Source organism: Flavobacterium soli DSM 19725 (assembly GCF_000422705.1).
Classification (GTDB): domain Bacteria; phylum Bacteroidota; class Bacteroidia; order Flavobacteriales; family Flavobacteriaceae; genus Flavobacterium; species Flavobacterium soli.
Genome location: NZ_AUGO01000016.1, coordinates 12,173 through 25,775, shown reverse-complemented (window position 1 = coordinate 25,775; position 13,603 = coordinate 12,173). Strand labels below are relative to the sequence as shown.

Sequence of the window (13,603 nt, the reverse complement as noted above, 5' to 3'; positions counted from 1 at the left end):
TACTACTTTTGCACTATTATCAAAACCTCATGAAAATAGCATTTAACCTCTTCGACCTCTCCCAAAAAGTTAACTATAAGACCGAAATATTGGCCGGACTAACTGTTGCTATGACCATGATTCCCGAATCTCTATCCTTTGCAATTCTTGCAGGGTTTCCTCCTTTGGTAGGTTTATATGGCGCTTTTATAATGGGATTGATAACCGCCATTTTTGGTGGTCGTCCGGGATTGATATCGGGTGGTGCTGGTGCAACCGTGATTGTTTTGATTGCCTTGATGAAATCCCACGGACTGGAATATGTTTTTGGAGCCATAGCCTTGGCAGGAGTGATACAAATTGCTGTCGGACTTTTAAAACTCGGCAAGTTCATTCGGCTTGTACCTCAGCCTGTAATGTTTGGCTTCGTCAACGGATTGGCAATTGTGATTTTCATGGCCCAATTCGAGCAATTTAAAACCGTAGTCAACGGACAAGTCGAATGGCTCACAGGAACCCCCTTCCTCATCATGGCAGGACTTGTTGCCTTGACGATTGCCATTGTAGTATTTTTGCCCAAAATCACCAAAGCAATTCCGGCTTCGCTAGTCGCCATTATCATCGTTTTTGGCGTAGTATTGCTTTTTGATATCGACACCAAACAAGTGAAAGACATCGCCTCCGTTAGCGGAAGCCTGCCTCCTTTTCATATCCCGAATATTCCTTTTAGTTTAGAAACCCTGCAAATCATCTTCCCTTTTGCCTTGATCATGGCAGCTGTTGGCTTGACCGAAGGATTGCTTACGCTAAATTTAGTCGATGAAATTACCGCCACAAAAGGAAACAGCAACCGTGAATGTTTGGCTCAAGGTACTGCGAATCTGGCAAACGGCTTTTTCTTTGGCATGGGTGGTTGCCCGATGATTGCACAAACATTAGTGAACCTTTCAGCGGGGTCTAGGGCAAGACTTTCGGGGATTGTGGCAGCTTTAACGATACTTACCATCATCTTGGTGGGAGCTCCGGTTATCGAACTACTACCGATGGCGGCCTTGACAGGAGTAATGATTATGGTAGCGATTGGAACCTTCGAATGGGCAAGTTTACGCATCTTCAAAAGAATGCCAAAATCGGATGTTTTTGTGATGATTGCTGTTACCCTGATTACCGTCTTGCTTCACAATTTGGCTTTAGCCGTATTAATAGGTGTCATTATTGCCGCCTTAGTTTTCGCCTGGGACAATGCAAAACGCATCCGCGCCCGAAAACACATCGATGAAAACGGCGTGAAGCATTATGAAATATTCGGCCCCCTGTTCTTTGGTTCGGTAACAGGATTTGCAGAAAAATTTGAGGTACAGGAAGATCCCGAAGTAGTAATTATTGACTTCAAGGAAAGCCGCATTGTAGACATGTCGGCTATCGAAGCCTTGAATGCCATCACGAGCCGTTATAGCAAAGTAGGCAAGAAAGTGCAGCTGCGTCATTTGAGCCCAGACTGTATTGCCTTGCTTAAAAATGCCGAAGCGATTATTGAGGTGAATATTTTGGAGGATCCTACTTATAAACTCGTGGTCAATAAAAACTAACGCTTCTATTTAATATAAAAGCAATATTCTATCCCCCCCATAAACCGGAGTAAAAAGCACCTCCTCCTTATACTTCTTTTGAGCCGAAGTTCTAGTTTGCTTTAAACAAGTACCTTTTTCATCTTTTTCAGTACAGCTTATCATCACCTCATCTATAACATTGCCCTCTTTGTCCTTGGTCACAATTTTAGTGAGCTCATTGTCGGAATAATAGAAATACTGCGTTTCAAAAGACTTCAAATTATCTACAATCTTAGCAATCGTTCCATCCTTGTTATAATGATAAATGCTTTCGCTTGCCTTATCACGCTTCTTTTCATACGTGCTGATGCGTTCGCGTTGGTTGGGTTTCCAACGTGTCTTGCGGTACAGCTTTTCCTTATCAGGATAGATTTCCTCTACAAACCATAATTTCTTTTTGGTTTCCTGCACTATCTTACCAGAAGCATCAACCGTTTTAGAAGATTTGATACGGCCATTCTTCGTAAAAACCATTTCCTTTTTCGTCAACAGTTTCTTCTGATTCCCCACTATTTCATACCGTTCTTCTGTGGCCGATTGTATGCCGTCAGGAAGTAATTGTTTCCTAGTATCTTTTTTTGTCGCACAGGATTGCAGGGCGATCAAAAGGATTAAATAAAGTATAACTCTCATCATCGTAGGCTTTAGTTGTTAATTTCAAACAAGTTAAGTTACGATTTAAAATTTTGATTGTTTTTAAAGGAAAGTTAAAATGAGGATAGTGGAAAGGGATTGCGTCACCTGTTTAAAAATCATAAAAAAAACCGCAAGGTTTGCAGTTTTTAGTTTTGTGACACGACAAGAAGTTTTGGAGTGATTTATAGCTATATTTTGAGCTAATAATTCAACTAAAGAATTTCCCAACTTATATCTTTTTCTTCAACGTGAGCCTTCCATAATTGCCTACCACTTCTTAAAGTTTTCATCTTTATATCTTCCAAATGAAAATGTTCGTTTTCTTCAGATTCCAACATGACAACAAGTCTATGGGAAATTCCGTCTGCAACCATAAAAATAGATTCGTTTGTCTCGACATTAAAAAATTGATTTCTCTCCAACCAATTCTTAACTACTTCCTTTTTTTCATTATCGTTCATTGTTTCTTAATTTAGATTTGTCATCTTTGTTAGTACCTCAACTTTTGATTGTTTTGTAAAATCCTCAATCTTCTTATAATAATCCTCAAAATCATAGTCTGTAGGGTTCAAGTATATACCTCTCATCTCCTTAAGTTCTTCCAAACTTAAAGGTAACGTGTCAAAATAAATATGCTCTTTCTTAAGTACTAAGACCTTTATGTGGTCTTCAGTAAACAATGGAGTTATAGATGGCAAAATTAAGTCAAAAACACCATCATTTGCAAACAATCTATTTATTGTTAATATGGAGCCTAAAAATCTTTCAAATTTTTTATTTCGTATCCAATCGTCTTTAAATACACGAACTCCTTCAAAATAAGTTTCCCAATATTTTTGTTTAGAGTAGCCCTTCTCAGATTTCAAGTAGAGAGCAACATAGAAATCTGCTTCTATATCTATTAAACTCATAAAATCATTTCCAAAGTTATCCTTTATTTTTGTAGCATCTTCTTTGTTGGGAACCTTTTGAACAAGTAAATGAAAATATTCATGTAATACAACTACTTTAAAAAACTCTTTACTACTGTTTTTAAGCAAATTAGGATTAAAAAAAACTTCTTTACGGTCTTCAATTTGATCTACCCTCATTATCCAATCATCTTTCGAAAATGGCTCTATTTTAATATTGCTGACTTGAAAAGTTTCAGTACAATACTTTTCAAGATTCAACCACGATGTGAAATCTTGAATCTCCTTCAATACTTCACTTTTAATTTTGTCATCTACTTCTTTTTCAGAATTTCCTTTTGAAAGTAAATCATCTAATCCATTGGCACTTTTTGATTCCAACATACATTATAAAATTATCAAGATAGTAAATATACACATAATATTTTAACAAAAAAAATACTTTTTTATTTGACTTACTTAAAATTTAATTGCTATTAATCTTCAATTTTACAAATGCCCTCATCATTGGGTTGGTGAATCTATAACGTGAGTTCAAACCTTTACCTATTTTTTGTAAAACCTCTCCTCTTTCAGACGTGCACAATTGCTTTAAGTTGTATGATATAGAATCCCCTTTTACATTTTTCATTGTTAATCTATTGTAATAATCAACTATTTTACTCTTCTCTATACAATTATATTTATCTATTGGACTCATAGCACAAGCATAAAGTATATTCAACCATTTCTCAGATGTGGAATTATTTATTGTCGCCATCCTAAAAGCTGCCTTGAGCTGCTCATTGGTATTTTCAATGCCTTTTCGAATGGCAATATCTAAATAAGCTTTATTAAATTCTTGTTTATTATTTTCAATAATTTCTTGTGCACCGTATTTGCATAAGAGATGGATATAATGTGGGAAGCCAGAAGCAAATCCAATAATTTGCTTTTTGGTACTTTCATTTATACTTATCTCAAGCTTTTGCAACCCCTTAACGATTATTTCCTCACTTTCACTTTCAGACATTCTTGGCATCTTAATCTGTTTCATACACCTCTCTAAGCTTTGATGATTGCCTATCAACTCATTTACGTCGTCAGCTATTCCTACAATTACTACTGTTGTGTTAGTACTATTATCTGAAAATGCTTTAATTAAATCTGCAAAATCTGATTTTATTTTTACATCTTCGACATTATCAAATTCATCAAAAATAAACAAGAACTTATCGTTTAATGAATTCAAATGATTAATAATATCATTATTAAAATAAAGTGACTTTTGATTCAATACATTCGCTAAATTAATAACTTTCTTTTTAGCTTCAGGTTTAAATCCAAAGCCTTCAACGGTAGTAGAAAATTGTATTTTACTGAATGCTTGTAACCATAGTGAGCAAAAATCATCATTCTTATTGCACGTTATCTTAATTGGATATATATTCGTTAATAATTCAGTTAATATATTAGCTAAAGATGTTTTCCCTACGCCTCTCTCTCCAAATATTATTGCATGCTGACCATCTTCGTTAACTACATCACAAACTTTCTCAAGTTGAGATCGTCGGCCTGAAAAAAAATCTTGCTTTTTAATAGGTGACGAAGGGGAAAAAACCTTATTGACAAATAAAAGTCTGCTTTCTTGATCCATTTTAAGTAAAATTTTTTATTATTATTAAAGTTCTTATGTATTGATTTTTTCAATCGACCGGATATCCTCAACAGTCAGACAGTTTACAATCCCTATCAACAAAGAAAATAGAAAAAAGATGCAACCATTTTAAATCTCCTACAAACCTACATCAAAAAAACCAATCAACATTATTGTTTCTGTCTTTCCATAAAAAATCTAAGTCCAACAAACATAACACTTTATCACCATACTTCAAATAGGGTTTTCCCTCTATTTCATTGAATCACAAGTTTTTTTATAAATTTAGAATATTGGCTTTCTACCTCGCGGTAATTTGCTATAAAAACAAAGCCCTCAGCCGCTACCACATTGCCTCGTGGCACAACCATACTTCTCCCAAAGGGTTGTGCCCTTCCCCTAATCATTAACACACCCTACAAAAAAACGGGCCAAAAGCCCGTTTCCAAATATAAAAAATAAATCTATTATCGTTTAAAAGCAATCCGCTCTCCAACATTCAGTCCATTGTTCTTCGCCAACACCCCACACATATGAAACAGCATTCGTGCTCCAACATTTCCATCCCAGTCGGTGTCGCCCGGTGCTACTTCTACCAAGTCAAAACCTATTATTTCCTTGCCGCTTTCGCCTAATTTACTCAGCAAATAGGCCGCTTCTTCAAACGAGAAACCTCCTGGAACTGGCGTTCCCGTATTTGGGCAATACCACGGGTACATCCCATCGATATCAAAACTAATCGCAACTTTCTGTGGCAATTGTGCAATAATCGCATCACAATGTTGTTGCCATGTTTTGCCTTCAAAAGTGGCCGCCTTCATGTCCATATCGCTAAACACCACTACTCTGTCCTTTTGGGCCACTTCTACTTCCTGCTCACAAAAATCACGAATTCCTACTTGTACAATCTTGGAAATCTGAGGGATCTGCAACGCATTATACATGATAGAAGCATGCGAATACTTGAAACCTTCATAGGCAATTCTCAAATCCATGTGGGCATCAAGATGCAGGATTCCAAAATCACTGTGCTGTGTAGCCAACGCTTCATAATACCCGAGCGGTGTAGAGTGATCGCCTCCTAGAAGGACAACTTTCTTGCCTCTTTTTGTCCAATATAAAACGCGTTCCCTCACCTCATCCTTCAACTCACGGCACACCAAATTGATCTTATCCAAATCCGATTGCAACGGTGGTAGGCTTTCAATCACCTCGCCACTTTCCAATGCCTCGATAATGGGTTGTGCCAATGCTTTATATTTCTTGCTATCGGTTGCCCATTTATCTGTTTGCTCGTTCAGGTCAAGATAGATGCCCAGCTTCCACAACTCTGGAAACTCCTGATGGTGCAAATCTACCTGAAACGAAGCATCCAATATAGCATCTGGCCCTTCCGAAGCACCTGCTCCATAACTCACGGTTACCTCCCAAGGCACAGGAATAATCACGATATCACTCTCCTCTGCCGTAAACGGTAAGCCAAAGATGCTTTCATCCGCCAACCCTGGTTGGGAAGGGTCAAAGTTTTTTATTTTTTCTTGTTTAGTCATTTCTTTATTTTAATTGAAAAATTTAATGATGGAAAGATTAAAAGATGCCGTTGCTATTTCCACAATCTTGTCATCCCTACGAAGGAGGGATCTCTTAATCAGAATCAAGTTTGTAGAGCCTCTTTATGAGATTCCTCCTTCGTCGGAATGACAAAAGAGCGTTCAACTCAATACTAGCCATGAGACTGAATACCTGCCTTCAGAATCTGCCCGAACTCATACATATCTTCAAAAGAACAATACAACGGAACAGGTGCCAATCGAATCACATTCGGTTCTCTCCAATCTGTGATTACACCATTCTTCATCAAGTAGTCAAACAACTGACGACCTTCGCCATGCAAAAATACTGATAGTTGCGAAGCTCTTTCTAATGGATTTGTTGGTGTAATAATTTCAAACGTGCTCTTTACTTCCTTGTCAATTTCATGCAGGATGAATTCCAGGTAAGAGGTTATTTTGTCACGCTTCTCAATCAGTCTGTCCATTCCAACTTCGGCAAACATTTCTACCGATGCCAAGTAAGGTGCCAAAGTCAAGATCGGCAAGTTACTGATTTGCCATCCATCGGCTCCCTCAACAGGATCGAATTGTGGCTCCATCTTGAAACGTCTTTCCTTGTTGTGTCCCCACCAGCCTGCAAAGCGAGGCAAATCGTCATCGGTGTGGTGTTTTACATGCACGAAGCATCCCGAAGCATTTCCTGGTCCCGAGTTCATGTATTTATAGCTGCACCAAGCGGCGAAATCCACATCCCAGTCGTGCAACTCAAGCTTGATGTTTCCTGCTGCATGAGCCAAATCCCAACCTACATAGGCTCCGGCTTTATGGCCTGCTTCGGTAATGGTTTTGATGTCAAATACTTGTCCGGTATAATAATTTACACCTCCAATTAACACAAGAGCCAATTCATCGCCCACTTCTTCAATTTTCGCCAAGACATCTTCCAGACGGATATTGTGTTCGCCTTCGCGACGCTGGATTTCCACAATCATATCCGATGGATCCATACCCAAATGCTGTGCATGAAAATGCACCTGACTCTGGATCATATATTGATCGCTTGGAAAAGCTTTTGCCTCACAAAGTATCTTAAATCGCTTAGCAGTTGGACGATAAAAGGAAACCATCATCAAGTGAAGGTTTACGGTCAAGGTATTCATAACCGTTACTTCGCTAGGCAAGGCACCCACCAATGCACTTAATGGATTGGCAAAACGCTCGTGGTAATCCCACCAAGGTTTTTCGGCATAGAAGTGTCCTTCTACAGCAAGTTTTGCCCAGTCGTCCATCACCTCATCTACGAAGGCTTTGGTTCTTTTGGGTTGCAATCCGAGAGAGTTTCCTGTAAAATAGATTACTTTTCTTCCGTTTACTTGTGGGAAAATAAATTCACTTTTGTAGTGATGAAGGGTATCCTGAGCATCTAGTTGCTGTGCAAATTCGCGTGTATTTTCAAAAGTCATTGGTTGTTGTTTAGATGGCTGTAAAAATAGGAAAAAAGATTGATTGGAGGAAGTGCAAACCTATTAGACCTGTCAGGTTTTAAAAACCTGACAGGTCTATGCTTTTGAAAGATTCCAAAGTTAAAATGGATTATCCTCTAGCCCTGATGGTTGCAAATATCCTTTTGTTCTGGTCCCGAAGCGTCGGGACAGAACAAAAGATATTGGATCCAGCAGGAATATGTCCCGAAGCTTCGGGATGAAAATGCCCGAACGATTTGCTCCTAAATAAAAAAATCCCGCCATTTCTGACGGGATTTTTTTATGGTTAAATTTATGAAGCAATTTCCAATCGCTTGAGTAAATTTTTGTTCAAGGTATCTTTGACATAATCCCTGTCGATTGCAAGGGTCTTATCGTCTGAACTTGGGAGTTCATACATGGCATCCGTTAAAATTGCTTCGCATAACGAACGTAGACCACGAGCTCCGAGTTTATACTCTAACGCCTTGTCTACAATATAATCTAAAGCCTCATCAGTGATGGTAAATTCAACATCATCGATCGAGAATAACTTTTGGTATTGCTTGATTAACGCGTTTTTAGGTTGTGTCAAAATGGCTCTCAAGGTTTCTCTATCTAAAGGATCCATGTGCGTCAATACCGGCAAACGACCAATAATTTCTGGAATCAATCCGAAATCCTTGATGTCTTTTGGTATGATGTACTGCAACAGATTGTCCTTGTCGATGTTGTCAGCATTTTTAGAAGTGCTGTAACCAACTGCTTGACGGTTCAATCTTTTTGAGATGATTTTCTCCACGCCATCAAAGGCTCCACCTGCAATAAACAAGATGTTCTGTGTATTGACTTCGATGAATTTCTGGTCTGGATGCTTACGACCTCCTTTTGGCGGTACGTTTACTACGGTTCCTTCCAATAATTTCAATAAAGCTTGCTGAACACCTTCACCCGAAACATCACGCGTGATGGAGGGATTGTCGCTTTTTCGTGCAATTTTATCAATTTCATCGATGAAGACGATTCCTCTTTCGGCTTTCGCCAAATCATAATCGGCGGCTTGAAGTAAACGTGTCAAGATACTTTCTACGTCTTCTCCCACATATCCGGCTTCTGTCAGAACAGTTGCATCAACGATTGCCAATGGAACGTCCAACATTTTCGCAATAGTCTTTGCTACCAATGTTTTTCCGGTTCCAGTTTGCCCTACCATGATGATATTGCTCTTTTCGATTTCTACCTCGTCGTTATCCTGCAATTGCATCAAACGCTTGTAGTGGTTGTAAACCGCAACCGACATTACTTTTTTGGTTTGGTCTTGGCCAATTACATATTGGTCCAAAAATGTACGGATTTCCTTTGGTTTCTTTAAAATTAAATCCCCACTCGATTTCTTCGAATTCTTGTTGGTTTTTAATTCTTCCAAAACAATTCCGTGTGCCTGTTCGATACACCTGTCGCAAATATGAGCACTGATTCCCGCAATTAATAAATTGGTATCCGGCTTATTCCTTCCACAAAACGAACATTCTAAAACTTCTTTTGCCATTCTTTATTAGTTAGCAGTATTCAGTGTTCAGTAGACAGCTGAATACTGCTACTGAACACTGAACACTGAATTTTATCCTCTTCTCAACACTTCATCAATCATTCCGTATTCTTTTGCCTCATCAGCTTTCATCCAATAGTCACGTTCGCTGTCCTTGTGAACTCTCTCGAACGATTGTCCAGAATGGTTGGAAATAATCTGGTATAATTCTTCTTTTAATTTCAACATCTCTCTCAAGTTGATTTCCATATCGGTAGCAACACCTTGTGCTCCTCCTGATGGTTGGTGGATCATCACTCTTGAATGTGGCAAAGCCGAACGTTTTCCTGCCGCTCCAGCACAAAGTAAAACCGCTCCCATAGAAGCTGCCATTCCTGTACAAATTGTAGCTACATCTGGTTTGATGTATTGCATCGTATCATAGATTCCTAATCCTGCATAAACGCTTCCTCCTGGAGAGTTGATGTAGATTTGGATGTCTTTTGCAGCATCGGCACTTTCCAAGAAAAGTAATTGTGCTTGAACGATGTTTGCAATTTGATCGTCGATTCCTGTTCCTAAGAAAATGATTCTGTCCATCATTAATCTTGAGAAAACATCTAGTTGGGAAACATTCAACTGACGTTCTTCGATGATATAAGGCGTCATATTGGTTGGTGTCATTGCGTTTATGATCTTGTCATAATATAGTGCATTTACACCTTGGTGCTTTGTCGCAAATTTTTTAAACTCTTTTCCGTAGTTCATATATTTTATTTTTATAATTAAAGTAAGTTTATAATTTTAATCAAAGTTTATACCTTGTTGTTTGAGGTGACATTGTGTCTTGTTTCCTTTTTTAGCCCAGATAGAAGTGGAAATCCTTTTTTGTGAAAAAGCTATTTTTTCTTGCGGAAAAGAGCGACCAACGGAAGCTCCTTTTTGTGCTTAGAAAAAAAGCTTTTTGCAAAAAAGATTGCAACGGATAGCTGGAGTGGCTTCAAACAAAAGAGCGTCAAAAAAACTTCTGACGCTCAAATATAATGATTTTTCTTTGAAATTATTCTCCGTATGAAGCGGCGATAAACTCTTGATAGGTTACTTCTTTAACTGAAGTGCTTACTTTTTCTTTGTATAGGTTCAGCATTTTTTCGCTCATCAATTGATCTGAAATTCTTTTTGCTTCTTCTTGGTTAGACAAAACTCTTGTCACGATTCCGTCAACATCTGCATCGGTTGGATTCATTTGTCCGAATTGTGCCATTTGTTTCTTGATCATTTCAGCAGTGAAAGCCTTTAAATCATCAAAAGTGATTTGCAAATTGTTTTGCGACATTACTCTTCCTTCGATCAATTGGTAACGTAAACCGTTTTCTGATTTTGCATATTCTTCTTCGGCTTGTTCAGCTGTTAGAGGTTTTTCTCCAACTGTTTGAATCCATCTTTTTAAGAATTCGGCAGGCAAATCAAATTTTGTAGTGTTCAACAACGCTTCTGTCACGTCGTTCAAGAATTTTTGATTCGATTGAGTTTCGAATTGCTTTTCGGCATCTTCCTTGATTTTTTCCTTGATTTCTTCAACAGAAGATACATTTCCTTCTCCGAATAATTTGTCGAACAATTCTTGGTTCAATTCTGCTGGTTCGCTTTCTGTAATTTCTTCGATTGTAAAATCTACATTGATATCCAAACCGTGAACATCATCATGACCTACTTTTAGATATTCCATCAACTGGTGATCGTCTTCGAATAAACCTTTTGTATTTAATGTTACAACATCGCCTACTTTCTTTCCTAAGAATAAAGCTTCAACTGCTTTCTCGTCTTTGAAAATCTCCAAAGAAAATTGAGCTGGTGCGTCAATTGCTTTTTCTTCGTTTCTAAAAGTTCCTGAAACATCATTTCCTTGTTCGAAAGTATCTTTTGCAATCATTTTTCCATATTGCTTTCTGATTCTCAATACTTGATCTTCAAGCATTTTATCATCGGCAGAAATCTTGAATTGTGTCAAGTCTTTAATCGAAGACAAGTCGATATCAAAAGTTGGAGCAAGGGCTATATCAAAATCAAATTCAATTTTCTCTGCATTCCAATCGATGTTATCATTCTTTACAGGAAGTGGATTTCCTAGCAAATCTAATTTTTCTTGTTGCAGGTATTTTGTCAAATCTTCTTGGATTGTTTTGTTTACCATGTCCAAAAAGAGAGGTCTTCCGTATTTTTTTTCAATAGTACTCATTGGAACGGTTCCTTTTCTAAAACCTGGAAGTTCCGTTTGTTTTTGATACTCCTTTAACATCTTTTCTACTTTATAAGTATAATCAGATTTATAAACTGCCACAGTGATCACTGCATTAAGATCGTCGATATTCTTTCTTGTAACATTCATTTTTTTACATCATAAAATTGGGTTGCAAAATTATACTTTTTTTGCAACCCAACCAAGTTCTGTTATTAAAGAATTAACAATGTAGCTTTTAAATTACTTGTCTTTATCCGTAAAAGCAAAAGTTAAGGACTGAAGTACTGACAAAATAATACTAAAAAATAGTGCCGTCCAGAAACTTGACACCCCAAAACCAGTTACAAGATTTGAACAAAGCATAATCATTGCAGCATTTATAACTAACAAAAACAACCCTAAAGTGAGTACAGTAACCGGCAATGTTAACAAAACCAATATCGGTTTTACAAATAAATTCAACAACCCCAAAACGACGGCTACTATAACTGATGTCATAAAACTATCAACTGTGACACCAGTCATGAAATTTGCAATTAGCATCACTAAGATTGCTGTAACTAAAATTCTAATAATCAAACCCATACCTTTTTGTTTTTATTATTTCAAATATAGAAATTTTGGCCAAAACTTAACCTCTTGTGCATGATAAAATTTCATACTTTTGATTATTAAAAACCTATTAACCCCTATGTTATGAAAAAAACTTTACTTTTTGCAATCCTCTGTGCTAGTTTTCATATCCAAGCTCAGGATTTTTGGACTCCGAAGGCTACAACTTTCACACAGATTAGTCGAGGTGTTGATGATATTTCGATAGTTGATGACAACATTATTTGGGCTAAAGCCTATGATGGGGCGAGTGACACACCAGGAAATGTACGACAATACACAAAAAGTATTGATGGCGGAAACACATGGACATCTGGAAATATAAATTTAGGAACAGGACAAACCAACCTTAATGTATCATCTATAACTGGTATTTCCGCTACAACAGCTTGGGCAACGGCACACCCTAGCCCATCTGGAAACGGGGGTGTTTGGAAAACCATTAATGGCGGAACAACTTGGACCAAACAAACGACAGCCTTGTTCAACACCTCGGATTCCTTCACGAATTTTGTGTATTTCTGGGATGAAAACAATGGCGTTGTTCAAGGTGATCCTGCCAACAGCTATTTTGAAATCTATACTACCACTGATGGTGGGACAACTTGGACAAGGGTTCCGAGTGTTAACATTCCAGCACCTTTATCTGGAGAATATGGTTATGTGCACAACTATGATGTCGTTGGCAACACCGTTTGGTTTGGAACCAATAAAGGACGTTTTTTCAAATCCACGAATAAAGGTTTGAACTGGACCGTTGTGCAATCGCCAATAACTGATTTTGCTGGAACAGCATCAAGCGGAAGCTATTCTTTTTCTGATGCAAATAACGGACTACTTTTTGCCTCAACTGGCGTTTTATATAAAACAACTGATGGTGGCGCTACTTGGCCAACTCAAACTTATACAGGAATGATTGGAAACAGAAATATAGAATGTGTTCCTGGAACAACGAATGTTGTTTCGGTTGGAACTACTCCAGATTCAAGTACTTCCTATACAGCTTACAGCACTGATTTTGGACTAACTTGGACACAAGTAATGTCAGGGACACAAGTGACGACTTTAAAATTCAAGGACAACGAACTTGGTTTTGGAGGAGGATTTACAACTTCTTCAACTGCAGGAGGAATTTATAAATATAGTGGTACGGAATTATCTGTTTCTGATTTTGTTGCAACACAAAATCTAGTGGCTTATCCTAATCCTGCTTCAAATTTACTAACCATTTCTGGGAAAAACATCACGGAAGTAGTGGTTTTTGATTTAACAGGAAAGCAAGTAATCCATAAGAAAGCAAGCATGAATGATTTGTTCAATTTGGATATTTCATCGCTGTCAAGCGGAATGTATCTACTGAATGCTATTGATGAAGCTGGAACACAATCATCTTTGAAATTTTCTAAATTATAATCTTTATTTAAATTAAAAAA

The 13,603-nt window shown here is 37.7% G+C and carries 13 protein-coding genes; 3 read left to right on the top strand and 10 right to left on the bottom strand.

Features of this window, described 5'->3' with window-relative positions; genetic code table 11:
- The first annotated feature begins 29 nt into the window (after positions 1-29).
- A complete protein-coding gene (locus G508_RS0115145; RefSeq protein WP_026706110.1) occupies positions 30-1,568 on the top strand; it encodes a SulP family inorganic anion transporter in 1,539 nt (512 codons plus the stop codon).
- A gap of 9 nt (positions 1,569-1,577) precedes the next feature.
- Here G508_RS0115145 and G508_RS0115140 read toward each other — a convergent pair whose 3' ends face one another.
- From G508_RS0115140 to kynU, 6 genes are all read right to left on the bottom strand, one after another.
- The gene (locus G508_RS0115140; RefSeq protein WP_157486055.1) at positions 1,578-2,222 is read right to left on the bottom strand and encodes a hypothetical protein; all 645 of its coding nucleotides are present in this window, start codon (positions 2,220-2,222) and stop codon (positions 1,578-1,580) included.
- Between the two features lie 215 nt (positions 2,223-2,437).
- The gene (locus tag G508_RS0115135) at positions 2,438-2,686 is read right to left on the bottom strand and encodes a hypothetical protein (RefSeq protein ID WP_026706108.1); all 249 of its coding nucleotides are present in this window, start codon (positions 2,684-2,686) and stop codon (positions 2,438-2,440) included.
- A 6-nt stretch (positions 2,687-2,692) separates the two neighbouring features.
- On the bottom strand, positions 2,693-3,520 hold the full coding sequence (locus tag G508_RS0115130) for a hypothetical protein (protein WP_026706107.1): 828 nt from the start codon (positions 3,518-3,520) through the stop codon (positions 2,693-2,695).
- An 82-nt stretch (positions 3,521-3,602) separates the two neighbouring features.
- On the bottom strand, positions 3,603-4,772 hold the full coding sequence (locus tag G508_RS0115125) for an nSTAND1 domain-containing NTPase (protein WP_026706106.1): 1,170 nt from the start codon (positions 4,770-4,772) through the stop codon (positions 3,603-3,605).
- 467 nt (positions 4,773-5,239) lie between these two features.
- Positions 5,240-6,322 carry an agmatinase family protein gene (locus G508_RS0115115; RefSeq protein ID WP_026706105.1) on the bottom strand — a complete coding sequence of 361 codons (1,083 nt, stop codon included), beginning with the start codon at positions 6,320-6,322 and terminating at the stop codon, positions 5,240-5,242.
- A gap of 173 nt (positions 6,323-6,495) precedes the next feature.
- Positions 6,496-7,788: a kynureninase gene (gene kynU, locus G508_RS0115110; RefSeq protein ID WP_026706104.1), complete on the bottom strand. Its 1,293-nt coding sequence runs from the start codon at positions 7,786-7,788 to the stop codon at positions 6,496-6,498.
- Positions 7,789-7,886: 98 nt separating this feature from the next.
- Here kynU and G508_RS20160 point away from each other — a divergent pair, with 98 nt between their 5' ends.
- Positions 7,887-8,030, top strand: a complete 144-nt coding sequence (locus tag G508_RS20160; protein ID WP_157486053.1) for a hypothetical protein — start codon at positions 7,887-7,889, stop codon at positions 8,028-8,030.
- Positions 8,031-8,101: 71 nt separating this feature from the next.
- Here the strand turns inward: G508_RS20160 and clpX are convergent, their stop codons facing one another.
- The 4 genes from clpX to G508_RS0115080 all read right to left on the bottom strand — a co-directional run bounded on the left by clpX (position 8,102) and on the right by G508_RS0115080 (position 12,143).
- On the bottom strand, positions 8,102-9,337 hold the full coding sequence (gene clpX / locus G508_RS0115100) for an ATP-dependent Clp protease ATP-binding subunit ClpX (RefSeq protein WP_026706103.1): 1,236 nt from the start codon (positions 9,335-9,337) through the stop codon (positions 8,102-8,104).
- A gap of 72 nt (positions 9,338-9,409) precedes the next feature.
- Complete coding sequence (gene clpP, locus G508_RS0115095; RefSeq protein WP_026706102.1) at positions 9,410-10,084, bottom strand: ATP-dependent Clp endopeptidase proteolytic subunit ClpP; 675 nt, start codon at positions 10,082-10,084, stop codon at positions 9,410-9,412.
- A gap of 292 nt (positions 10,085-10,376) precedes the next feature.
- Positions 10,377-11,705: a trigger factor gene (gene tig, locus G508_RS0115085; RefSeq protein WP_026706101.1), complete on the bottom strand. Its 1,329-nt coding sequence runs from the start codon at positions 11,703-11,705 to the stop codon at positions 10,377-10,379.
- A gap of 93 nt (positions 11,706-11,798) precedes the next feature.
- Positions 11,799-12,143: a phage holin family protein gene (locus tag G508_RS0115080; RefSeq protein WP_026706100.1), complete on the bottom strand. Its 345-nt coding sequence runs from the start codon at positions 12,141-12,143 to the stop codon at positions 11,799-11,801.
- 111 nt (positions 12,144-12,254) lie between these two features.
- On the opposite strand from G508_RS0115080, the gene G508_RS19140 reads away from it, so the two are divergent.
- A complete protein-coding gene (locus tag G508_RS19140; RefSeq protein ID WP_051197679.1) occupies positions 12,255-13,583 on the top strand; it encodes a T9SS type A sorting domain-containing protein in 1,329 nt (442 codons plus the stop codon).
- The last annotated feature ends 20 nt before the right edge of the window (positions 13,584-13,603 follow it).